The following is a 22,256-nucleotide window of genomic DNA, read 5'->3' on the forward strand; positions in this document are numbered from 1 at the left end:
GTTAGGTTAAGAATTTTTCCTGAAATTGTAATGGTTCATCAGAATCCGGATTTCGTTGAATTCAAAATCATTTGGCAGGATTTTCTTCCAGTCGGATAAGGTTTCGGCGCTGCTGTTTTTTTTGAATTCTTTTTCGAAGGTTTTAATCTTTTCTTTATCGAAAACCCTCGTAAGATCGAGCAAACCCTGATCTGCGAATTTGGCCAGATGGCCGTAAATGGTTTCGGTCACCAACCCGCGTTCTCTGGCAATTTCCGGGATGGTTTTGCCCTCCTCAAAAAACTGGAAGGTGAGGATGTGCGACGGAATTTTCGCAATTTTAGTCGTCACTTTCACATCATTCTCGGGATCGAAAAGCTGCGTTTCCAGCAGATGAAGGTCTTTCAAACCATTCAGATAATCTTCCAGATCATCCAGAAAAACCCGGAAGTCTTCGTTATACTGTTTCAGCCCTTTCACGCCTTTACTTTCGGCATAAAATTCTTTCAGCGGACTGAAAATCTTCGCATTTACATTCGTAAAAAAGAAATTCACCGCCCCTTTTGCCTTGGCTTCAATCTCACTCCATTCCTCTTCGCCACTAATGAATTTGCGTGTTTTCTGCTGAATGATTTTTTCGAATTTCTCGCAGACTGACGCAAATTTTTCGATTTCGGGTTTGATGCCGTGATAAAGAAATTTTACTTTCTCTTTATCCAGCATTTTGCTGTGATTCGCTGAATTATGCCATAGCTGCAACGCAGGAAGAATCCATTTACAGTCGATCCTGCTGATGATTTTATGGATGCTGTAATCGTATTTTTCAGTATTCAAAATTTCTTCGATGCGGTTATTGGCATTCGTTTCATCCTGAAATTTCGAAACCCTACGGTCGGAAAAAATAACATCAGGAGTAATTTTAGATTTCAGGACGATTCCTTCCAAAGTCCGGCAGCGGGAAAGTGCGACATATACCTGGCCGGAAGCAAAAGATTTTCCGGCATCGATGATGAGCCGGTCGAAAGTAAGGCCCTGAGATTTATGGATCGTAACCGCCCACGCAAGCCGTACCGGATACTGTTTGAAACTTCCCAGCACCTCTTCCTGAATGCTTTTGTCTTCACCCAAAGAATAGCGTTTCTGCTCCCAGGTTTCTTTCTTGAGTTTATAAATTTCGTCTTCACCATCGATGATGACGCTGATTTCCTTTTCGTCAACTTCAACCACTTCTGCAAGTTTACCGTTGAAATATCTTTTTTCGCCGCTGGCATCGTTTCGGATGAACATAATCTGCGCACCGACTTTCAGCTCCAGGATTTCGTCATTCGGAAATTGGTTTTCATTAAAATTTCCGATGATTTCCGCATGATAAAAACGTGCTTTCCCCGGAAGTGCCGCCAATTTTTTCTGATTGATTTCATCGGCCATCCTGTTGTGCGAAGTGAGATAAACATAAGGTTCATCTTTGGGTTCGAAATCCGGCAGATATCTTTTGTTAAGCGTCTCGAAATCGATGTCGCCCACTTCTCCGTCTCGGATTTCGTTCAGTATTTCGAGGAATTTCTCATCTTTCTGCCGGTAAACGGTGGTAAGTTCAAGCGTGATGAGCGGAAGTTCCTTCAACGCATAGCTGTCGAAGAAAAACGGTGAACTGTAATACTGTTTCAGAACATATTCGTCGCGTACCACCGGCGGTAACTGATAAAGATCGCCGATAAAAAGCATCTGCACACCACCAAATTTCTGCTGGTTCCGGCGCACATGCCTCAGCGAAAAATCCATCATATCCAGAACATCGGCTCTTAACATTGAAACCTCATCAATGATAATCATTTCAATTTCGCGCAGCAGTTTCAGTTTGTCTTTGCGGTATTTGAAATGATGCATGAGATCGGCAATATTGTTGGCCAGATTACTGTCGACCCTCTCTGTGGTCGGAAGAAAAGTACGCAGCGGCAATCCGAACATCGAATGAATTGTAACCCCGCCGGCATTAATTGCAGCAATTCCGGTAGGCGCAACCACGATATGTTTCTTGCGGGTTTTGCGCACAAAATCGTTCAGAAAAGTGGTTTTTCCCGTTCCCGCTTTTCCGGTGAGAAAAATACTGCGGCTGGTATGTTCTGCCAAATTGAAGAGAGATTCATTCATCATCCAAATTTAAAGAAAATCATTAATCTTTCAACAAACCAGACAGATTAAATAAGTTCTGTATTTTAGAGTTCAAAGCTGTGTAGTCTCGGGAAAAGGCAATATTTTTGCTTTAGCATTATAAATTATGAAAATGAAAAACATATTCATCATCGGAATCGCTTTACTTTCACTCGTTTCGTGCAAAACAAAAAAATCTGCAGAAAACACCGATACCCTTCCCAAAGACATCTCGCTGAAACCTGAAAACAATATGGCCCAGCAGGAAGATCGACAGCAATTAACTTCCCTAATGAGAGAAATCGATGCCTTTATTGCGCTGCAACCGTGCACCAATCCTGCTGATTGGAAATTTACAGCCATCGGCGCAAAACCCTGTGGCGGTCCGAGTTCGTATATTGCTTATCCCACAAAACTTGAAGCGCAGATTCTTCCAAAAATTGAACATTTCACCCAGATGCAGTCGGCTTTCAATAAAAAATACAATTTAATGTCGGACTGTGCGATGGTAATGCCTCCTTCTGAAATAAGATGCGAAAATGGAAAGGCGGTTTTGGTGAGAGATTCCGGAGTTACGGCAATCCAGTAATCAGCCAACGCTCTGGTTGCTGTCGGTTTTATGCATGGTGTCCTTCAGTAATTTTGCGGCGCTCCATTTTGCATGTTTTGAAGGCCTGATGTTGTGGTTCATTTTGTTTGCATACACTTTGGTAAATTCCGCACCGAAGAACACCAGCTGGCAAGAGTAATTCACCCACATCATAAGGAGAATAATTGTTCCGGCGGCTCCAAAAATTGATGTAGGTTTCGAAATTTCAAAATAAAAACCGAGAAGGAATTTTCCGATATTAAAAAGCAACGCAGTGACGAAAGCGCCCATCCAGACCGACCGCCAGGAAATTTCAACGTCGGGTAACACCTTGAACATCAGCGCAAAAAGCACAACAATCACGGCAAAACTTAAAACAAAGTTGAGGACCTGAACCATTAAAAAGGTTTCGAGGCCAAAATGTCGTGTAATCCATTCATTGGCCAATCCAAGCATCGATGATAAAATAAGGCTGGTTAACAGTAAAAAGGCGATAATGAGAATCATCCCCAGCGAGTTGGCACGGTCGAGTACATATTTCTGAAAGGCTTTTTTAGGAGCCGCTTCCACATCCCACAGCGTATTTAGACTGTGCTGCATCTGAAAAAACAACGTGGTTGCCCCAAAAATAAGCGTCAGAATTCCGAAGATTTTCATCAAGACATTCTGGTTGTCCCATACGGCACTGGCAATCATGGTCTGCAGACTGTCGGCAATTTCTTTGCCGGCAATTCCGCTAGCCTGCGCCGTAATCTGTCCCTGCACGGCTTCGTTACCGAAAAAGATTCCGGCAATCCAGATGACAATAATGAGCAATCCCGGCAGCGAAAAAATCGCGTAATAGGCAAGACTTGCCGAATCGCGTGACGCATTGCCGCTGTTCCATTCCGTAAAGGTTTCTTTCAGAAGCTGCCAGGTGAATTTTAGGTATTTCATAACGAATTTTAAGATCAAAAACATTCACCCTCCATGAGAGCCCGTTTCGAAGGTGATTTGGATGAATATTTTTTATCTTTCTTCAAAATTCGTTCCTACTTTTCTGGAGCGGCGTTGTCAGATCTTAAAATCACACAGATATTTTAGGCCCATTTTCAGAACACATGGAAACGTAATATAAATGAATCAATGCAAATGCACAAAATTCATCCAGGTTTTCTGCATCCAAAAAAGGTAGAATATCAGAAGTAATACACAAATGATGATGACATAATTTCTGGCGCTGTTGTATCTGAATCGGTAATACAGTCCAAATATGGCGGATAATGGAATTGCAACAAAAATTAAGATTACAAGAGCAAAGAATCCAATCATTTATTCCTTATACCAACCAGAATATTTTACGTAGTTGTTGGCGATACGGTTTACTTCGCCTTCCAGCAGTTCCGATGAAATATCCTTGATTTTTCTCGCCGGAATTCCTCCCCAGACTTCACCCGATTTTATATGGGTGCCCTGCGTGACAACAGAACCTGCGCCTACAATGGAATTGCTTTCAACCAGGCAGTCATCCATCACAATGGCGCCCATACCGATCAGCACGTTGTCTTTGATAGTACAGCCGTGAACAATAGCATTATGCCCGATGGAAACATTATTGCCGATGATGAGAGGGAATTTCTCGAAAGTACAGTGCAGCATGGCATTATCCTGAACGTTTACCTGATCTCCCATTTTTATAAAGTGCACATCGCCGCGAATCACTGCGTTATACCAAATGCTGCAGTCTCTGCCCATCGTTACGTCACCAATTACGGTTGCGGTTTCCGCGAGAAATGTATTCTCGCCAATTTGTGGGGTCTTTCCTAAAAGTTCTTTAATTAATGCCATTTTCTTTCTTGCGCTAGCGTTATTGATAATTGATTTTTCCCGGATTGAAAATATCTTAATTTCAGATTCCCAAAGCCGGTTTATAATCCGTATTTTTGTCATCCAAAATTAACGAAATAAAATGAGATCAATACTTATAGAGCCTACCGAAAATCCAAAAGTGATGAAGTTTGTCGCCGATTATAACCTGATTCCCGGATCGCTGGAGCTCGACCGAAATTCTGATATTTCGGAAATTCCGTTGGCACAAGAACTCTTCAATTACCCTTTTATAGAAAGAATTTTCATCACCGCCAATTTTATTGCAGTTGCAAAACAAGATACCGTAGAATGGGAATTTGTAACCGACAGTTTAAAGAATATCATTGAAGACCAGCTGCTTGCAAATCCAAGAGTTTACAGACAGAAAACAGCAGAAGCCCATCCGGTTTTTGCGGAAATGACTCCGAATCCAATGGTAATGAAATTCGTTTCAGGAAAACAGCTGCTTGAGGGTTTTGTAGAGGTAAAATCGAGAGAAGAAGCCGCAGAAATACCTTTGGCAAAGGCGATTTTTGATGAATTTGAATTCGCCAAAGAAGTTTTTATTTCTGATAATTTCGTGGCCGTCACCAAAAATGTTTCTGTGGAATGGCATGAAGTGATGGTTCCGGTGCGCGCGTTCATTACAGAATATCTGGAAAACGGTGGAAAAATTTCAAATATCTCACCCCAGAAACATTCAAGTCCGGTAGAAAGCATCATCAACAGGGATTACACCGAAAACGAGCAGAAAATTTCGGATATTTTAAATGAATACGTTGCTCCTGCCGTTGAAGGCGATGGCGGAAAAATCTCGCTCATCGGATATGACGAAGATACCAAGACTGCAAAAATGCTGCTTCAGGGCGCATGCTCGGGCTGCCCAAGTTCTACAGCGACCTTAAAAGGCGGCATCGAAAACCTCCTGAAACAGTTTGTTCCGGATTTGGTGCAGAATGTAGAAGCTGTAAACGGATAAAAAATATAGCGACGGGTAACGCGAAAGCAATACATTACCCATTTCGCAGCACGCATTATTTATTTTTATGAAAGGAATTTTATTAGTCAATCTCGGGTCTCCGAAATCAACAGATGTAAAAGACGTTAAAGAATATCTCGACGAGTTTTTAATGGATGAAAAAGTGATCGATTACCGATGGTTTTTCCGGTCGCTTCTGGTACAGGGCATCATTCTGAATACCCGTCCGCCGAAATCTGCAGCGGCCTATAAAACCGTGTGGACTCCCGAAGGTTCGCCTTTGATTGTCATCACGAAACAGATTCAGACGAAATTACAGAAACTGGTCGACGTGCCTGTAGAAATCGGGATGCGATACGCTGAACCCAGCATCGAAAACGGAATCCGTAAACTTACCGAACAGGGCGTTACCGAAATTGTGCTGTTTCCTCTTTATCCGCAATATGCGATGAGCACAACAGAAACGGTGATTGACAAAGCCGAGGAAGTGCGCAAAAAATTCTTTCCCGAGGTGAAAATCAATTATGTACAGCCATTCTACAACCGCGAAATTTACATCGACTGTTTAGCGGAAAGCATCCGGGAGAAACTGCCTGAAAACTTCGATGCGCTGCAGTTTTCTTATCATGGCGTTCCGGAGAGACACATCTACAAAACCGATCCTACAAAAACCTGTAATCTCAACGACTGCTGCTCCCGCGACCAGAATCCGAGCCATCAGTTCTGTTACCGCCATCAGTGTTTTAAGACTACAGAACTTGTAATTCAGAAACTGAATATTCCAAAAGAAAAAACGGTAATTTCTTTCCAGTCCCGCCTCGGAAAAGACAAATGGATGGAACCTTACACTGATGAAACCTTAGAAAACTTACCAAATAAAGGCGTGAAAAATCTGGCCATCGTTTGTCCGGCGTTTGTATCAGACTGTCTTGAAACGTTGGAAGAAATCTCTGTTGAAGGGCGTGAAGAGTTTCTTCATGCAGGCGGTGAAAATTTCCACTATATCCCATGTCTGAATGATGAAGACCGATGGATTGAAGTGGTGAAGACTTTATGTGAAGAAAAACTCGGGGAATTTTATCTGGTTTAGGACCGAATTAAATTTTACAACGTTTCCGCTAGCCCCGATAGGAGCGGCATCCTTTTGTGATGAGGCACGAAGAGCAAAAGATACAGTGGATAGCGGGAAAAAGCTCCTGAAATACTACCTTACCGGTTTTCGGAATTCGCCGTAGCCTATTAATCCATCGTAGTTGCGGCCGAAAGGTCTGTAGTAAAGATAGGCCTGATAAAGATTTTCTGTCTGCCAGAAACTGCCGTTGATTTCACCGAAATTCAGACTTCCGTCTGTGTTTTTAGTAGCCAGGATATAATTGTAGAACCCCTGTTTCAGGTAGATTTTTGCGATATATTTCTTGGCGGTTTCATCGTAAAACATTTGGTTTTCTTTGGTGGGAATAAAATCATTGAAACCACCCAGCACATAGATTTCTTTATCTGTTTTTTCGGAATCGAGCGCAAAATACACCCAGGAGTAATCGGCTTCTTTATCAGCCACGCGCTCAATTCCCAAATCGTTTCTTCGGAAATAAAAGGCGCCGTTTACATCGGGCTGGTACTGGTAATTCAGCGGAAACGCCCAAACCGGATATAAATACGTGTAATTGATTCCTTCTACCGTTTCTGCGCCGGCAACCATATCGAAAGCCTGGTTCATGTTCTTGTTGTCGAAATAATAAAACTCATTATTCCCCGGAAAAGTGAGACTCATCTGCTGAAACAGAATTTTGTTTCCAAGGGAAGAACTTGGCCGCTGGTTGTACACCGCCGTGTTCCAGTTGTTGTTTTGGATTACATTCAGGCTTACCGAATTGATGTTCTGCGACAGTGCGGCATTATTGCCAATGGCCTGCACCTCAACGCGCTGGTTAACCTGTGGTCTCCGTGCATCGGTAGTGCGGCTGATATTCAGGGCAACATTAGCCCCGTCTTCTACGACAGAAAATCTTTTACTGAACAGCGGTTTGCTTTGGGAATCTTTATAGACGATAATCTCGAAATTTCCGGAGATCTTCGGCTGGATTTTATCATTCGGAAATGCCAGCGTATAGTTGGTATAAGGCTGTAAAGTATTGAAAGAATACTGAAAATTATCGATGAGACCGTTCAGGCTTCCGTTGGCGTATTCGGTAAAAAATAGCCCGTCATCCTGCCAGTTTCTGTCGAAATGCTTGAGGGTATACCGGTAAACTGTACTGGAATTCGATAAGTCATCAAATTTAAGAATCAGCTGTTCGTTAAAGCCGATCACGGGAGTTTCGTCATTGGTCTGCGGATTAAACAGCTGAATGCTGCGGATATCCTGACCCAAAACAAATGACGAGAGCGCGATAAAAAAGAGAGATAAAAAATTCATTCGTACGAAGTTAACGAAATTTACGCCAATTTGTTGTAACCATTCTGCACAGTTCTCCGTAAAAACGTATTTTTGAAACTTAATTTGCTTCCTATGTTACAGATAAGATCATTCGTTTTCAATCCTTTTTCGGAGAATACGTATGTGGTTTATAATGACCATAAAAATGCATTCATCATCGATCCGGGAAACTTCAGCACTGAAGAAACCAGGCTTTTGCAGAATTTTATTGAAGAAAATGGTTTAAAAATCCAGAATATTCTCCTCACCCATGCCCACATCGACCATGTGTTGGGTTTACAGACGGTTTACAACCTTTACAATGTTCCTGTACTGCTTCACGAGACTGAAAAGGAAATACTCGACAGAAATCCCATGGATGCCAACCGGTTCGGGTTTTTCTTTAAACCTTTTGAAGGCGAAATCCAGTTCTTGAAAGAAAATGAAGTATTGAAACTTGACGAAGATGAATTTAAAATCCTGCATGTACCGGGACACTCTCCGGGACATATCGCCTTCCACAACGAAGCGCAGAAATTTGTAGTTTCCGGTGATGTGCTGTTTGAAGGAAGCATCGGACGCACCGATCTTTACAAAGGAAACCACGAGCAGTTACTCGAAAGCATCAGAACGAAACTATTTATTCTGGATGGCGATACCAAAGTGTATAACGGACATGGTAACCCGACAACGATTGGTTTTGAAAAAGATTATAATCCCTTCTTCTAAAATAAAAAGATAAAAATAAAAAGAGCCAGGTCTATCAAACACCTGGCTCTTTTTACTTTTTACATGCCGCTTTATCTTGCTCTTATTAAGACTTCCACTTGATATTGCAGCCTAAGCTTGGTCTTTGGAATTCTTCCTGAGGTGCTCCTGCAAGAAGATTTTCGAAAGCGATAATTAAATCTTCGCCGGTAATTTCTTTTTGATTTCCGGGTCTGGAATCATCCATCTGGCCGCGGTAAATTAAGTCGAGTTTTTCATCGAAAAAGTAGAAATCAGGGGTGCAGGCAGCATCATAAGCTTTGGCAACCGCCTGGCTTTCGTCGTAGAGATACGGAAAATCAAATTTACGTTCTACCTGAAATTCCACCATTTTCTCCGGGGAATCTGCCGGGTATTTCTCCACATCATTAGCATTGATTGCGATGAACTCGATGCCTTTATCGCTGTAATCTTCATACAATTCCGTCAGTTTATCGATCACATGAAGCACAAACGGGCAATGATTGCACATGAAGATCACCAGCGTTCCTTTTTCACCTTTCAGCTCTTCAAGCGACTGAATTTCGTTGCTGTGCGAAGGATTGGGAAGTTCGAAAAAGGGAGCTTTTGTTCCCAACTCGAGCATATTTGAAGGAGTATCTGCCATTTTATTGATTTTTAGGTTTAATATTTAAGTTGCTGAGCAAAGATAAGGATTCCTGAACTGAATTTTCAAAATTAACCCAGTGGATATCTGTTTCTTTACGGTACCAGGTCAGCTGTCTTTTTGCGAAACGGCGCGAATTCTTTTTTATTTCCTCCACGGCAAAATCCAGCGTCCATTCGCCATCGAAATATCTAAAGAGTTCGGTATAGCCAACGGTACGCAGGGAAATAAGATTCCGGTAAGGCAGCAGGGATTTCACTTCTTCAGCAAGACCTTGTTCCAGCATTTTATCAACGCGCAGATTAATCCTTTCGTAAATAGTTTCGCGCGGTGCTTCGATTCCAATTCTGATGACTTCGAAATCCCGCTTTTTTACCTGCTCCGAAATATTTTCGGTGTAGGTTTTACCGGTCTGCCAGATGATGTCGATGGCGCGGAACAGTCTTCGGGGATTATCCCGGTCTACGATATTAAAATATTCAGGATCAAGATTTTCCAGGATTTTCTGCAGTGCTTCAATGCCTTCTTCACGAAACATTTTTTCCAGTTTCTGCTGGTTTTCTTCGTTGGCTTCGGGAAGTTCGTTGAGTCCTTCGATGACGGCTTTTTCGTACATCATGCTTCCGCCGACCAAAATCACAACTTCATGGTGTGTAAAGAGTCTCTCCATTTTCTGGATTGCATCTTTTTCAAACTGACCGATTGAGTAGTAATCCTGCACGGATAGATTTCCGATAAATTGATGGGGGACCTCTGCCAGTTCTTCTGCTGAAGGTGTTGCGGTGCCGATCTTCATCTCTCTGAAAAACTGCCGCGAGTCACAGGAAATAATTTCGGTCCCGAAATGCTTCGCCAGTTCGATGGCGAGTTTTGTTTTGCCGATGCCCGTAGTGCCGATAATGGAAATGAGTTTTTTCACGGCGCTAATTTCCTGATTTTTTCTGAGATGTACTAAACGGATATTTAAAGAAACATTTAGAGCAGAAAACAACAAAAGAAAGGATTGATAAATACGGAATCTTATTAAGTTTGACAGTCATCTGATAATTGACTGACATTGCCAACACCTTCCTTTGACTTTGCTATGGTTTCAATTTCTGCCAAAAAAAACCGCTCAAATTTCTGAACGGTTTGTGTTATAAATTTTTTAATAATTATTTGATGATTTCTGCATCGATGACTTTTGAATCAGCTTTCTGGGAAGCTTCCCATTCCACAAATTTTTCAGCTTCGGCAATCAGCATCGGAATAGCGAATGCCAGCAGCGCCAAATCATCGAAGACGCCGATTACAGGCAGCCAATCCGGAATAATATCCAGCGGAGAAATCAGATAAAGCAGCACCAGTCCCGGAAGGATGATGTTCTTAAACTGAGGTTTATAACCGCTTTTACCCATGATGGATTTAATCATCCGGATGATTACGGGGATTTTCTGTATCAATCCTTTGTGTTTGAAAGCTTCTTTAGCCAGTGCAATTTTTGATAATTTCATTTTCGTGTTTTGATTTTTTAGAAACGGAATAAATTTCACAAATTCTGTACCATTAAATATTAATTATTAGTTAAAGTTATTGGGTCACATTATCGATGAAATCGTTAACAGATTTGCTGTTCCAGTCTTTCGAGGCATCCTCTTTCAGCAGAATTCTTCCGTTTTTATCGAGCAGAAAAGTGGTGGGAAAAGATTTGGGCAAAATATTTTTGGAAACCGGGCTTTGGGCGATGTACACCGGTGCCGTGTAGCCTTTCTCTTTCATAAATTTCACCACATCCTCTTCCTTGTCCTGCATGGCGATGAGCACAAAATCGATTTTATCTTTTCGGGCCTCATAAAGATCCTGAATCGTGGGCCACTCTTCTCTGCACGGTGCACACCAGGTTCCCCAGAAATTTAAAAATACGAGTTTGTTTCCTTTCAGGTTTTTAAGATTTGTGCTCGGCACATTGATGCCTTTCAGCTGCACATCATAATCCTCATCCTGAAGGGTTACCGCACTTTCTATGGCAGCCACAGGAAGGAAAAGCTCTTTAAGTTTCGTCTGTACAGACGGGAAAAGAAATACCACCGCCACCAGGGCAATGACGATTAAATACAATGCATTTTTCTTAAAAAACGTCATACTAAATTAAGTTTATAATTTCCTCAATGGCGTCTGCACCACGGTTTTTGGCATAATACACCTGCAAATCGTTGTAAAAATCTTCGCGCGGATAAGTCTCTGGATTTTCCTTGAATTTCTTCAGCAGTTCCATTCCGTATTTCGGTCTTGGTCCCCAAACATTTTTCACGGTTAAATCTTCGTTCAGAATCAACACTTTAGGAATCGACTGTGTGCCGTCGGTTAAAAACTGATTGATCAGCGAATGGTCTTCATCTCTCAGAAATATTCTTACTTCATTACCGGCAGCTTCGAAAAATCTGGATACTGCAGGTACGGTTGCACTGGCGTCGCCACACCAGGGCTCAGAAATAATCAGGATTTTTCCTCCGAAATTTTTTGATTTTAAACTTTCCAGAGTTTCGGCATTAACTTTAAAAGTTTTCAGCGTACGCTCCATTCTCTGGAGACCCAGCTCATAATACTCATTGTGATCATCGCCATCTGCAGGATTTTCAACCCGGTCTTTGGCTACTGCCATATACGCTTCGAAACTGATTGATTTGTCCCAGTACTTTTTCATATTTTTAGCTTGAATTGATTTATGTATAATTAAACTCTGCGTAATTTGTTGATCAGGTACAGATCTGCCAACACGAAAGCAGACAGATTTTCAACCACCGGAACCGCGCGGGGCAAAACACAGGGATCGTGCCTTCCCTTACCTTCTACAATAACCGGATTTCCGTCTTTATCCATACTTTCCTGAGGACGAAGAATGGTTGCTACCGGTTTGAACGCCACACGGAAGTAAACATCCATTCCGTTGGAAATCCCTCCCTGGATTCCGCCGGAAAGATTAGTTTTGGTAGAAAAATCTTCATTGAAGAGATCGTTGTGATCTTTGCCTGTCATTTTTGCACCGCAAAATCCGCTGCCATATTCAAAACCTTTGCACGCATTGATGTTGAGCATGGCTTTGGCGAGTTCTGCCTGTAGTTTTCCGAAAACGGGTTCGCCGATTCCCACGGGAAGGTTTCTGATGACGCAGGTTATCGTTCCGCCGATGGTATTTCCTTCTTTTTTGATTTCCTTTATTTTCGAAATCATTTTTTCGGCTGTTTCAGGGTCTGGGCAGCGTACATCGTTGGACTCCGTCTTAGAAAAATCAAGATCCTGATAAGGTTTTTCACAGAAAATTTCGCCCACAGAAGACACATAAGCATTGATTTCTACATTTTGTGGGAGCAGCTGTTTCGCCAGGCTACCGGCAACCACCCAGTTTACGGTTTCGCGTGCTGATGATTTCCCCCCACCACGGTAATCGCGGTGTCCGAATTTCTGGTCGTAGGTAAAATCTGCATGGCTGGGGCGATACGCTTTTGAAATATGGTCGTAATCTTTGGATTTCTGATTTTCGTTTTCAATGGTAAATCCAATGGGGGTTCCCGTAGTTTTCCCATCAAAAATACCGGAAAGGAATTTTACGGTATCGCTTTCTTTTCTCTGGGTAACAATGGCCGACTGGCCGGGTTTTCTGCGGTCCAGCTCCTGCTGAATCTTATCTAAATCCACTGCCAACCCCGCAGGAAAATTATTGATAATGCCGCCGTAAGCAGCGCCGTGACTTTCACCAAAGGTGGAAAGGGTAAGAAAATTTCCTAAATCGAACATAGGACAAAGTTAATCAAAAGTTATGAGGTAAACACGCAGAAAACTTTAACGGAGAGGATTTCAGTCATGTTTTTCAGCAGCCCATTCGTCCAGGATCTTCTGAATCTGAATTTTTTCTTCTTCTGAAATATTACGCCAAATAAAGCCTTCTTTTAAGGTTTTTCCTTTCAACTGCGGAAAGATTCCGGCATCCAGATCCTCCTGAATAAACTGGGGCGAAATAGCAGGCAGAGGCGTATCGAAACTGAACGGATAATTCTGCACTACGTTGAAACGGAGATTTCCTACCTGATAGGTTTTAAATTTTTCGAGTTTAAAGGTTGAGGGTTTATACAGTTGGTCAAATTTGAAACCTGTCATGAAGTTTCCCGGCCGGAAAGTCGGGAAAGCGGTTTTAAGAACATTGGGAAACGAGAGAAACACGCCCAGTAAAACCGACAGTACAGCGAAAATCATTAAAGAATTTTTTTGAGAACATTTCTGATAAAAAAGGACAAACAGGATCACAAAAAACACATCAATAAAAAACCGGTATTGGGCTGAAAAGAGCAGCACCAATACACTTTTTATAAAAACCGCAATGAACAGCAGCCAAATGAGTTTGGATTTCTTCTTAACCGCGAAGATGAGAAATACGACGAGACTGATGATAAATAGCTGATGTATTTTACCTTTAATTCCCGCTAAAAACAGCCAGTTTTTCAGGTGATCAATGAACGAGAATTTTTGAATTTCAGCAGCGGTAAACTGCATGTCATACGTTTTCTGAACTGCCATTTCAGAAGAGTTTTTCATAAGTTCTGCATTGGGCTTCCATGGCAATCCCAAATCCAGCACCTGTACCGGAAAAACAGGATAACCAAAAGTCCAGAAAGTTTTGAACAGAAAAATACAGAGCAAGATAATTCCCGGAAGAAAAACCTTAAGGCTTAATTTTGAAATAAATACCATGTGAAGTACAACAAAAATAGGCAGCCAAATGATTGTTGGTTTTATGGCAAAAACCAATACCGAAATGGTAAATAGAAGCCCGGGATTTCTATTTCCTCTAAATAATTCTGTAAGGATGATGAAGGAAAATACCATTGCAGGAAATTCGGGACTTGGCGACTGGATGAAGAGCAATAAAAAAGGCAGGAAAACCAGATGAATCCACACTTTTTTCTCGCAAATGTACATCAGGAAGGCAATGGCAGCAACCAGATTTAAGCGCAGAAAAGGGTCTGAAAAATTAGAGAAGCCCGCCTGCAAAATATGCCAGACAGACATTTGCCCCAGTAATAAATCAAGATTTGAAATCCCGCGAACCAGGCCTACTTCCGCAATCCATTTTATTGTCGGGACGTAATACCCGAAATGGTCGAGAATAAAAGGCGCAAAGGATGCGAAGAAAATTGCCGCGAGTGTGGGCAGCCAAAAAGAAATTTTAACGCTGCTGAGAAACTTCCAGAGCTGATGGTAAGTTCCGTAAGAGAAAAATGCCAGCAAACCCACTGAAACAGTAGAAAGTTCGATGGCGATATTCAGTGGTGTGAAAAAGGAGAAGACCGTCCAGATCACGGAAACCGTCAGCATTCCTGTGACTATTTTTGCCGAAATTCCAAAGGAAAACTTTCCAAATGTACTTTGAAAAATTTCTCCGAAACCTGTAAAAACAGGAATCAGAACGATAAGGGAAAACAGTAGATAAAGCATAAAAAAGATTGCTTAAAATTAAGCAATCTTTTCTTTATATGCATGTGAAATTTGGTCTTCTACTGTACTCTACCGTCTTTTCTGTCGCCGGCTCTACCAATGGTATATCCTGTTGCACCACCAATAATTCCTCCGATTACTGCACCGGCTGCACGGTTCTTCTTGTTAATAATTGCACCTGCTGCTGCACCACCTACCGTACCGATAATGGTACCTTTTGCGGCTTTACTCATCCCCTGTTTTTGGGTTGTACCCTGTGTGGTACCTGCGTACGTTTCAGAGTTTGAAACTGAAGAACTGGATGAACTTCTTGGCGTATTGTTAACATACACGGTTTTCGTTTCACGAATTACTTGTGGTCTTGCGGCTACGGCCTGAGCTTTAGCTTTCTTATCTTCTTCAATACTGTCCAGCTTTTTCTGTGTTTCATACGCCATTTTTTCTTTCTCGATGGCGAGTTTCTGTTTCTCAATTTCCAGCTGTCTTGCCTGGAATTCCATTTTCTGCTGTTCCAGAGATTTTTCTGCTACAGAGTTATCCTTTGTACAGGCTGTCATTAATAGAACTGACATAAATCCTGCTGTGAGTATATTTTTCATAATCTTTCTTTTTAGTTCATATTATTTTCCTCTATAAGCCAAAAACGAAACCATTATTGTGTTAACGGAATGTTAAAAATGTTAAAGTTTCCTAAAAAATAAAAGCAAGTCACTGTAAAACAGAAACTTGCTCATTGGAGGTTCCTAGCGGATTCGAACCGCTGTAGATGGTGTTGCAGACCACTGCCTAACCACTCGGCCAAAGAACCATTTGGGTTTGCAAATATAGAAAATTTTTTAAAATGTAAAGAAACAAAATTCAAAAAAAGCATTTACATCCCCTGTACCTGAAGTTTCAGCTGTGCTTCCGTATCGATTATGACGGTAATGCCAGATGGATTTAGAATAATTTGCGACGGTTTGAGGTCGAATACTTTTCCCTGCATTTTCAGACCTTTAAAATATTCTTTATTAAAAGTTTCTTCGATACTTTTCCGCGATGCATCCTCCAGATCAGCGGTTGGGATGCCATATTCCTCTTCAATCATCTTCACTATTTTCCCCTGAAAAAGCAGCGTGGCGGTCTTGTGAAGAACGTTCTTCGTTTTCAGTTTAAACTTCGTATCGGTTAAAACAATCTTCCTTTTCTGTTCGTCATACACCGGAATTCCCGAGATATACGAAATACCATTCACCATTCCTTCTGTTTTTGCTTCAATCATCACTCTTCCATCCTCGCCATAAACTTTTATGGAAGTAATTTTAATTTTTGACTTGCCTTCCCGTAAATCAAATTCTTTACCTAAAAACATAGTTTCAGCAATTTTTGTGGCCTCCGTAAATGGAATATTGGCGGTAGTCTGAAGCAAAAACTTTTGCGGTAAAGCCTGAACTGAATTAAAATTGGCTATGGTTTTTATTAAAGATGCGGACACCGGTTTGTTCCCTGTAAAAGTTTCGGAAAAAGTATCGATACCGATATTGGCTTCAATCTGGTTTCCGTAAAACACCAGCGGGGAAATATTGATACTTAACGGCGTTATTTTCAACCAGGTGCTGAACTCTTCTGAAATATTGAAGGGTTCGGCAAACTGATTCCAGGCCATTACCGCATACTTCTGAAAATTAAGCTGAGAACGCATCATTTCATCAATGGTTTTGGAAAAATCTGCCTGTTGCTGTCTCAGGCTGGTTTCGACCAGGGAAGTAATGGGAACTTTAATTTTACCGTAATCGAGCACGGGTTTCACTACCCATTTAAAACCCATCGGCGATGTTTTTGTCGTCACCGTCCAGTTATTATTGAAGGTAAGCTGGGTATTGAAGTACATCACGGTTTCGAAAGTCGTGTTTTGGTAAGAATAGATACCGAGCGTGCCGATTCCTTTTTCCGCCCATATTTTCAGCGGAACTTCGATGAGCAGATTCTGTTTTGTTCCCCCAACCAGACGTATAGGCCTGGTTTTCCAGACTTTTACTTTAAACTGGTCGTTATTGTTATCGGTATAGGAATTATCTTCAAAAATTAAATTCTGCACCGAAGCGTTAATCAGGTTCCCAATCTCAGAAAGCGGTATTTTCACCGGCATGGTGACCGAAGACTTTATCCTCGGAAAACCGGAAACCTCCGTAACAGAGATCGTATTTTGCTGAGAAAACAAACTTAAAGTAAAGGTCAACAGCAGGAGCGTAAGGAATTTTCGCACGTTTTAATTTTCATTGAAACGCAAATTTCCACAAAATTTTATACATCGTTAAAAAAAATGCCGGCAATTTGTTTTAAGTATCAGCAAAATTATATTTAAAGGTTTAAAGGCCGTATTTTTGAAGTCATATTTAAAAGGATTTACATGAAAAAATTCGAATTGTCTGTACTGGATTTAGCTCCGGTGAAACAGAACAAAACCATACACGATACCTTTAACGAAAGCCTGGAACTTGCAAGATTTGCAGAGCAATTAAATTATAAAAGATTCTGGCTTGCCGAACACCACAATATGGCAAGCATTGCAAGTTCTGCAACCTCTGTATTAATCGGCTTTATCGCCAACGGAACCGAAAAAATCCGTGTTGGGTCTGGCGGTGTAATGCTCCCCAATCATAGTTCACTCGTTATTGCCGAACAATTCGGAACTCTGGAAAGTTTATTCCCCGGAAGAATCGATCTCGGCGTTGGGAGAGCACCCGGAACGGATGGTTTAACAGCCAAAGCTTTAGGGAGAAATCCAATGATCATCAATGAACAATTTCCCCGACAAATACAGGAATTGCAACAATATTTCTCGGTAGAAAATGCCACGAGTTTGGTAAGAGCCATCCCCGGTGAAGGTTGCGATATCCCGATTTATCTTTTGGGATCGAGCACCGACAGCGCCTGGCTGGCGGCGGAAATGGGTTTACCTTATGCATTCGCCGGGCATTTCGCACCGGATATGATGGTTCATGCATTTCAGATTTATAGAGAAAATTACAAACCGAGCGAGAAATTCCCGGAACCCTATATCATTGCATGCGTGAACGGAATTGCCGCGGAAACCGACGAAGAAGCGAAGAAATTAGCAACAACACTTTATCAAGCTTTCCTCAATATTATCAGAAACGACAGAAGGCCTTATTCACCGCCAGTAGAAGACATCGACGAGGTATGGAACCCGATGGAAAAAGCACACGTTTTGAAAATGTTGCATTACAGTTTTATTGGAAGCGAAGAAACGATAAAAACCCAGCTGCTAAACTTTCAGCAAGCCTTTCAGGTAGATGAATTGATGATTACCGCCCATATTTACGAACAGGAAGCGCGTCTTAAATCTTATGAAATATTTAAAAATGTCGTAGACGGAATGTTCGAATGATTACCTGATTTGCTGATTGATTACTTTATTTCATCTGCTGAATTATAAAATTCTCCGCGGTTTTTAAAGATTTGTTTTTTCGATATTTTAGGAATAAGAATAACAGCGCAAGGGCAAAAAACGCTGTCCAAATAATCGTTGCCGAATTTCTTAATTCTAAGTATCTTTGCGCCATCTAAAAAAGTAAAATGTCAGATATTCAACTTAATACTATTCCCGAAGCAATAGAAGACCTGAGAAACGGAAAAATAATCATCGTAGTAGATGACGAAAACCGTGAAAACGAGGGCGATTTTTTATCCGCAGCAGAATTGACCACTCCGGAAATCATCAACTTCATGACGATCTACGGAAGAGGGCTTATTTGTACTCCACTTCCTGAAAAAAGATGCGACGAATTAGGGCTTGACGTCATGGTGACCCGAAGCAGCGACCCGAAAGAAACCGCATTTACAGTCTCTGTAGATCTTTTAGGAGAAGGCGTTTCTACAGGTATTTCGGCAAGCGACCGCAGCAAAACCATTTTAGCATTGATGGACGAAAATACAAAACCAACCGATTTCATGAGGCCCGGTCATATTTTCCCGTTGAGAGCAAAAAAAGGTGGCGTACTGAAAAGAGCAGGCCACACCGAAGCCGCGATTGACCTCACCAAATTAGCAGGCCTGAAAGAAGGAGGCGTCATTTGTGAAATCATGAACGATGATGGATCAATGGCTCGTCTTCCGGAATTGGTAGAATTGGCAAAAAAACATGATTTGAAAATTATTTCCATCGAGGATCTTATTCATTATCAGCTGAAAAAAGGCGATTTGATCGAACGTATCGAAGAGCGAAAAGTGAAAACCTTCTATGGTGACTACGATTTCTATGCATTTAAAGAAACCAGCACCGACCAGATTCATTTTGCTTTAACGAAAGGCACCTGGGTTGCAAATGAACCAGTTTTGGTGCGGGTGCAGGCATCTAATTCTTATTTTGATGTGCTAAACAGACTTTCTTCCGGTGAAAAACCTTTGCTGGAAAAAATCACCAAAATGATTAATGACGAGGGAAAAGGTGCAATCATATTCATCAACAATGTATCGAACGCTGAAAACACCTTGAGAAAGTTGCAACAGTTTATCGATTTCCAAGATGGGCAGGAGAAAAGACCTACTTTAGCTTCTAATTTCCACGATTACGGAATTGGAACCCAGATCTTAAAGAATTTAGGAATTACCAAATTCCGCGTGATCACTCAAAACGTAAATCAAAAACCATTGGTCGGTGGATACGATGTGGAAGTTACGGAGATGGTTCCACTTTAAGACCCCTCTTCGACAACCAATTATTCCCATCTTCGGATGGGATTTTTTTTGAAAAATAATTCAAATTTAGTTATCGAAAAACTACTCTTGTTCATCATTTTTTTATTAAATTTGTTTGTTTAATTTAACATAATATAATGGATTTCTCACGCATTCAGGAAAAGTTGGAAATACTTGCAGATGCTGCAAAGTACGATGTTTCCTGCTCTTCCAGTGGCGGAAACCGGAAAAACAATGGTGGTTTAGGAAATAGCCATGCTTCCGGTATTTGCCATTCCTACACCGAAGATGGGAGATGCGTTTCCTTGCTTAAAATTTTGTTGACAAATCACTGTATTTTTGATTGTGCATATTGTGTTTCCCGAAAATCAAACGACATTAAACGTGCCGCTTTCACGGTGGAAGAAGTTGTGGATTTAACCATCAATTTTTACCGCAGAAATTATATTGAAGGTCTTTTTTTAAGTTCAGGAATCTTCAAAGATGCAGACACCACCATGGAGCGCCTGGTTCGTGTTGCCAAGAAATTACGTACCGAGCATCGTTTCAATGGTTATATCCATCTAAAATCAATTCCTGGAGCTAGCGAAGAGCTGATGAAGGAGGCAGGCCTATATGCAGACCGCCTGTCCATTAACATCGAAATTCCGACTGAACAAGGGCTCAAACTATTGGCTCCCGACAAATCCCACGCAGAAATGATAAAGCCGATGGATTTTGTTAAAAATGAATTGATTTTGTATAAAGACGAAAGAAAAATATTTAAAAAAATTCCGAAATTCGCACCTGCCGGGCAATCTACACAGATGATCGTGGGAGCCACCAACGAAACCGATTTAAAAATCATAAAGGTAGCCAATCATTTTTACCAAAACTTTAATCTAAAACGCGTTTATTATTCAGGCTATGTACCGGTTTTGGAAGACAGCCGCCTTCCTTCTATTCATTCGCAGGTTCCAATTCTCCGGGAAAACCGCTTATACCAAGCGGATTGGCTGATGCGTTTCTATGGATTTGGTGCCGATGAAATTTTAGATAAAAATAATCCGTTTCTTGATCTGGAAGTGGATCCAAAACTAGCATGGGCGCTAAGAAATCGCGAGAATTTCCCTGTGAACATCAACACCGCGCCGAAAGAGATGATTTTGCGCGTGCCCGGAATTGGAACAAAATCGACCGGTAAAATTTTGATGGCCAGAAAATTCCAGAAACTTACTTTGGAACATCTCCAAAAAATGGGGGTTGCTGTAAACAGAGCCAAATATTTTGTGGAGGTTGAAAGCGAAAATATTTTCAACCGCTTGATTGATGAGCAAAATTTGAGAAAAATTTTACTTTCCGGTATGAAGTCCAAATTTCAAAATCCATTTTCTCAACAGCTTAGTTTATTTTAAAATATGAACATCCTGCTTTATGATGGAAGTTTTGAAGGTTTGCTGACGGCTATTTTCGAAATTTTCGAATATAAATTTAAGGACGCAGAAATCATCAGTTCATCAAACTATCAACAGGAAAATTTCTTCGCTGAAGTGCAAGAAGTGATTGCCCAAAACGATAAAGCGGACCGCGTTCTGCAAAAATTGGAGAAAAATTTAGGCAAGGAGGGCATCAAAAATTTACTATGGGTTTACCTTTCCGAAAGAAAAGACCGTGAAAGACTGATTCTAAGTGCGGTGAAACACTCACTGAAATATCCTAATGAAAATGTGCTGCAGGATTATGGAAACCCGGATATTTTAGAAATTTCTAAAATATGTAAAAGTGTGGGCAGGGAAAAACACCGGATGACAGCCTTTGTCCGTTTTGAGAAGTTAAAGGATGATGTTTATTTTTCGAAAGTAGAGCCAGATTTTAATGTATTGCCTTTGGTTTTAAATCATTTTAAAAACCGATATCAAGATCAGAAATGGATGATTTTTGATTTGAAACGAAATTACGGAATCTTCTATGACATGGTAAACGCAGATTTTTTTTATCCGGAAGAAGATCAAATTTTAATGATGAAAAATTCGCAAAATCTCCACCATGACGAAGAAAAGAAATACCAAAAATTATGGCAACGCTATTTTTTCAAAACCAATATTGTGGAAAGAAAAAACATAAAACTCCACGTTCAGTGGTTGCCCAAACGCTACTGGAAGTATTTAACTGAAAAGTTCTAATGCTGAGAATTTACATCGCAATGGTAGCGCGTGCTAAGTTTGAGAAGGGTTTCTATTTCAAATTATTGACCATTTCCAACAGCGCCCTTTTACGAAAATTTAATTATTATCCATCAACATTTCAATTGGCAAAAAAAATCCCAACTGTGAAGTTGGGATCTGTATTTTACAAAACGCTTTGGCTTATGCCTGAACGTTATTTTGACCTACTACGAAAGGCTCAACCTCTTTAATTTCGCCAAATTGCTGTTCATAGTTCGCAACATTTTGTTGTAATGCATTCAATACTCTTTTTGCGTGCAAAGGTGCCAAGATTACTCTTGAACGAACGTTAGCTTGTTGCACACCCGGCATCAATTGGATAAAATCTACTACGAATTCTGATGGTGAGTGGTTTACTAACGCAAGGTTACAGTAAACACCAGCAGCGATCATTTCGTTAAGGTTGATGTTGATGTTGTTTGGATCGTTGTTTTGGTTTTGGTTGTTGTCCATGTTTTTTTGAATATTTTAAATTATAAATTTTGGATTTTAAAAGGATTTTAGACTATGAATTCAATTTAAAATTCATAATCTAAAACCTATAA

Annotated in this window: 22 protein-coding genes and 1 tRNA gene; 8 read left to right on the forward strand and 15 right to left on the reverse strand. The window is 40.9% G+C overall.

Annotated elements, in window-relative coordinates; all coding sequences use genetic code 11:
- Positions 1-6: 6 nt before the first annotated feature.
- The gene (locus CDW55_RS01920) at positions 7-2,130 is read right to left on the reverse strand and encodes a helix-turn-helix domain-containing protein (RefSeq protein ID WP_088468671.1); all 2,124 of its coding nucleotides are present in this window, start codon (positions 2,128-2,130) and stop codon (positions 7-9) included.
- A gap of 133 nt (positions 2,131-2,263) precedes the next feature.
- Between CDW55_RS01920 and CDW55_RS01925 the strand changes: the two genes are divergently transcribed.
- Complete coding sequence (locus CDW55_RS01925; RefSeq protein ID WP_228399592.1) at positions 2,264-2,719, forward strand: hypothetical protein; 456 nt, start codon at positions 2,264-2,266, stop codon at positions 2,717-2,719.
- Here CDW55_RS01925 and CDW55_RS01930 read toward each other — a convergent pair whose 3' ends face one another.
- Positions 2,720-3,655 (reverse strand): YihY/virulence factor BrkB family protein, encoded by a 936-nt coding sequence (locus CDW55_RS01930; RefSeq protein WP_088468046.1) that lies wholly within the window; start codon positions 3,653-3,655, stop codon positions 2,720-2,722. It lies immediately after the preceding gene.
- 375 nt (positions 3,656-4,030) lie between these two features.
- The gene (locus CDW55_RS01940; protein ID WP_088468672.1) at positions 4,031-4,546 is read right to left on the reverse strand and encodes a gamma carbonic anhydrase family protein; all 516 of its coding nucleotides are present in this window, start codon (positions 4,544-4,546) and stop codon (positions 4,031-4,033) included.
- A gap of 121 nt (positions 4,547-4,667) precedes the next feature.
- Here CDW55_RS01940 and CDW55_RS01945 point away from each other — a divergent pair, with 121 nt between their 5' ends.
- Together CDW55_RS01945 and hemH are read left to right on the forward strand one after the other, a co-directional pair.
- Positions 4,668-5,546: a NifU family protein gene (locus CDW55_RS01945; RefSeq protein ID WP_088468048.1), complete on the forward strand. Its 879-nt coding sequence runs from the start codon at positions 4,668-4,670 to the stop codon at positions 5,544-5,546.
- 67 nt (positions 5,547-5,613) lie between these two features.
- Positions 5,614-6,636 (forward strand): ferrochelatase, encoded by a 1,023-nt coding sequence (hemH, locus tag CDW55_RS01950; protein ID WP_410492764.1) that lies wholly within the window; start codon positions 5,614-5,616, stop codon positions 6,634-6,636.
- 114 nt (positions 6,637-6,750) lie between these two features.
- Here the strand turns inward: hemH and CDW55_RS01955 are convergent, their stop codons facing one another.
- Positions 6,751-7,962, reverse strand: coding sequence for a DUF5103 domain-containing protein (locus tag CDW55_RS01955; protein ID WP_088468050.1), 1,212 nt, complete (start codon positions 7,960-7,962; stop codon positions 6,751-6,753).
- A 93-nt stretch (positions 7,963-8,055) separates the two neighbouring features.
- Here CDW55_RS01955 and CDW55_RS01960 point away from each other — a divergent pair, with 93 nt between their 5' ends.
- On the forward strand, positions 8,056-8,691 hold the full coding sequence (locus CDW55_RS01960; protein WP_088468051.1) for an MBL fold metallo-hydrolase: 636 nt from the start codon (positions 8,056-8,058) through the stop codon (positions 8,689-8,691).
- An 85-nt stretch (positions 8,692-8,776) separates the two neighbouring features.
- On the opposite strand, the gene CDW55_RS01965 is transcribed toward CDW55_RS01960, so the two are convergent.
- The 10 genes from CDW55_RS01965 to CDW55_RS02010 all read right to left on the reverse strand — a co-directional run bounded on the left by CDW55_RS01965 (position 8,777) and on the right by CDW55_RS02010 (position 17,051).
- Positions 8,777-9,337, reverse strand: coding sequence for a thioredoxin family protein (locus CDW55_RS01965; protein ID WP_088468052.1), 561 nt, complete (start codon positions 9,335-9,337; stop codon positions 8,777-8,779).
- A gap of 1 nt (position 9,338) precedes the next feature.
- A complete protein-coding gene (miaA, locus tag CDW55_RS01970) occupies positions 9,339-10,256 on the reverse strand; it encodes a tRNA (adenosine(37)-N6)-dimethylallyltransferase MiaA (protein ID WP_088468673.1) in 918 nt (305 codons plus the stop codon).
- Positions 10,257-10,491: 235 nt separating this feature from the next.
- On the reverse strand, positions 10,492-10,830 hold the full coding sequence (locus CDW55_RS01975) for a YkvA family protein (protein ID WP_088468053.1): 339 nt from the start codon (positions 10,828-10,830) through the stop codon (positions 10,492-10,494).
- 76 nt (positions 10,831-10,906) lie between these two features.
- Entirely contained in the window at positions 10,907-11,458 is a 552-nt protein-coding gene (locus CDW55_RS01980) for a TlpA family protein disulfide reductase (protein WP_088468054.1), read from the reverse strand.
- Position 11,459: 1 nt separating this feature from the next.
- Positions 11,460-12,020, reverse strand: coding sequence for a thioredoxin family protein (locus CDW55_RS01985; RefSeq protein ID WP_088468055.1), 561 nt, complete (start codon positions 12,018-12,020; stop codon positions 11,460-11,462).
- A 29-nt stretch (positions 12,021-12,049) separates the two neighbouring features.
- Positions 12,050-13,111, reverse strand: coding sequence for a chorismate synthase (gene aroC / locus CDW55_RS01990; RefSeq protein ID WP_088468056.1), 1,062 nt, complete (start codon positions 13,109-13,111; stop codon positions 12,050-12,052).
- Positions 13,112-13,171: 60 nt separating this feature from the next.
- On the reverse strand, positions 13,172-14,806 hold the full coding sequence (locus CDW55_RS01995; protein ID WP_088468057.1) for an LIC_10190 family membrane protein: 1,635 nt from the start codon (positions 14,804-14,806) through the stop codon (positions 13,172-13,174).
- Positions 14,807-14,865: 59 nt separating this feature from the next.
- A complete protein-coding gene (locus tag CDW55_RS02000; RefSeq protein WP_088468058.1) occupies positions 14,866-15,405 on the reverse strand; it encodes a YMGG-like glycine zipper-containing protein in 540 nt (179 codons plus the stop codon).
- 135 nt (positions 15,406-15,540) lie between these two features.
- A tRNA-Cys gene (locus CDW55_RS02005) sits at positions 15,541-15,614 on the reverse strand.
- A gap of 63 nt (positions 15,615-15,677) precedes the next feature.
- Complete coding sequence (locus tag CDW55_RS02010) at positions 15,678-17,051, reverse strand: DUF4403 family protein (RefSeq protein ID WP_088468059.1); 1,374 nt, start codon at positions 17,049-17,051, stop codon at positions 15,678-15,680.
- Positions 17,052-17,195: 144 nt separating this feature from the next.
- Between CDW55_RS02010 and CDW55_RS02015 the strand changes: the two genes are divergently transcribed.
- The 4 genes from CDW55_RS02015 (at position 17,196) to CDW55_RS02030 (ending at position 21,669) form a co-directional block, all read left to right on the forward strand.
- Positions 17,196-18,197 carry an LLM class flavin-dependent oxidoreductase gene (locus tag CDW55_RS02015; RefSeq protein ID WP_088468060.1) on the forward strand — a complete coding sequence of 334 codons (1,002 nt, stop codon included), beginning with the start codon at positions 17,196-17,198 and terminating at the stop codon, positions 18,195-18,197.
- Positions 18,198-18,385: 188 nt separating this feature from the next.
- Positions 18,386-19,507 carry a 3,4-dihydroxy-2-butanone-4-phosphate synthase gene (gene ribB / locus CDW55_RS02020; protein ID WP_088468061.1) on the forward strand — a complete coding sequence of 374 codons (1,122 nt, stop codon included), beginning with the start codon at positions 18,386-18,388 and terminating at the stop codon, positions 19,505-19,507.
- 137 nt (positions 19,508-19,644) lie between these two features.
- Positions 19,645-20,901 (forward strand): putative DNA modification/repair radical SAM protein, encoded by a 1,257-nt coding sequence (locus CDW55_RS02025; RefSeq protein ID WP_088468062.1) that lies wholly within the window; start codon positions 19,645-19,647, stop codon positions 20,899-20,901.
- A gap of 3 nt (positions 20,902-20,904) precedes the next feature.
- Entirely contained in the window at positions 20,905-21,669 is a 765-nt protein-coding gene (locus CDW55_RS02030) for a TIGR03915 family putative DNA repair protein (RefSeq protein ID WP_088468063.1), read from the forward strand.
- Positions 21,670-21,852: 183 nt separating this feature from the next.
- Here CDW55_RS02030 and CDW55_RS02035 read toward each other — a convergent pair whose 3' ends face one another.
- Positions 21,853-22,164: a DUF3467 domain-containing protein gene (locus tag CDW55_RS02035; RefSeq protein WP_088468064.1), complete on the reverse strand. Its 312-nt coding sequence runs from the start codon at positions 22,162-22,164 to the stop codon at positions 21,853-21,855.
- Positions 22,165-22,256 lie beyond the last annotated feature (92 nt).

This window comes from Chryseobacterium sp. VAUSW3, from assembly GCF_002205795.1.
GTDB classification, from domain to species: Bacteria; Bacteroidota; Bacteroidia; order Flavobacteriales; family Weeksellaceae; genus Kaistella; species Kaistella yananensis.

What these genes read in the sequence shown, in the direction of transcription:
- CDW55_RS01920 (WP_088468671.1), bottom strand. Translation starts at nt 2,130, where the DNA reads ATGAATGAATCTCTCTTCAATTTGGCAGAACATACCAGCCGCAGTATT.
- CDW55_RS01925 (WP_228399592.1), top strand. Translation starts at nt 2,264, where the DNA reads ATGAAAAACATATTCATCATCGGAATCGCTTTACTTTCACTCGTTTCG.
- CDW55_RS01930 (WP_088468046.1), bottom strand. Translation starts at nt 3,655, where the DNA reads ATGAAATACCTAAAATTCACCTGGCAGCTTCTGAAAGAAACCTTTACG.
- CDW55_RS01940 (WP_088468672.1), bottom strand. Translation starts at nt 4,546, where the DNA reads ATGGCATTAATTAAAGAACTTTTAGGAAAGACCCCACAAATTGGCGAG.
- CDW55_RS01945 (WP_088468048.1), top strand. Translation starts at nt 4,668, where the DNA reads ATGAGATCAATACTTATAGAGCCTACCGAAAATCCAAAAGTGATGAAG.
- hemH (WP_410492764.1), top strand. Translation starts at nt 5,614, where the DNA reads ATGAAAGGAATTTTATTAGTCAATCTCGGGTCTCCGAAATCAACAGAT.
- CDW55_RS01955 (WP_088468050.1), bottom strand. Translation starts at nt 7,962, where the DNA reads ATGAATTTTTTATCTCTCTTTTTTATCGCGCTCTCGTCATTTGTTTTG.
- CDW55_RS01960 (WP_088468051.1), top strand. Translation starts at nt 8,056, where the DNA reads ATGTTACAGATAAGATCATTCGTTTTCAATCCTTTTTCGGAGAATACG.
- CDW55_RS01965 (WP_088468052.1), bottom strand. Translation starts at nt 9,337, where the DNA reads ATGGCAGATACTCCTTCAAATATGCTCGAGTTGGGAACAAAAGCTCCC.
- CDW55_RS01975 (WP_088468053.1), bottom strand. Translation starts at nt 10,830, where the DNA reads ATGAAATTATCAAAAATTGCACTGGCTAAAGAAGCTTTCAAACACAAA.
- CDW55_RS01980 (WP_088468054.1), bottom strand. Translation starts at nt 11,458, where the DNA reads ATGACGTTTTTTAAGAAAAATGCATTGTATTTAATCGTCATTGCCCTG.
- CDW55_RS01985 (WP_088468055.1), bottom strand. Translation starts at nt 12,020, where the DNA reads ATGAAAAAGTACTGGGACAAATCAATCAGTTTCGAAGCGTATATGGCA.
- aroC (WP_088468056.1), bottom strand. Translation starts at nt 13,111, where the DNA reads ATGTTCGATTTAGGAAATTTTCTTACCCTTTCCACCTTTGGTGAAAGT.
- CDW55_RS01995 (WP_088468057.1), bottom strand. Translation starts at nt 14,806, where the DNA reads ATGCTTTATCTACTGTTTTCCCTTATCGTTCTGATTCCTGTTTTTACA.
- CDW55_RS02000 (WP_088468058.1), bottom strand. Translation starts at nt 15,405, where the DNA reads ATGAAAAATATACTCACAGCAGGATTTATGTCAGTTCTATTAATGACA.
- CDW55_RS02015 (WP_088468060.1), top strand. Translation starts at nt 17,196, where the DNA reads ATGAAAAAATTCGAATTGTCTGTACTGGATTTAGCTCCGGTGAAACAG.
- ribB (WP_088468061.1), top strand. Translation starts at nt 18,386, where the DNA reads ATGTCAGATATTCAACTTAATACTATTCCCGAAGCAATAGAAGACCTG.
- CDW55_RS02025 (WP_088468062.1), top strand. Translation starts at nt 19,645, where the DNA reads ATGGATTTCTCACGCATTCAGGAAAAGTTGGAAATACTTGCAGATGCT.
- CDW55_RS02030 (WP_088468063.1), top strand. Translation starts at nt 20,905, where the DNA reads ATGAACATCCTGCTTTATGATGGAAGTTTTGAAGGTTTGCTGACGGCT.
- CDW55_RS02035 (WP_088468064.1), bottom strand. Translation starts at nt 22,164, where the DNA reads ATGGACAACAACCAAAACCAAAACAACGATCCAAACAACATCAACATC.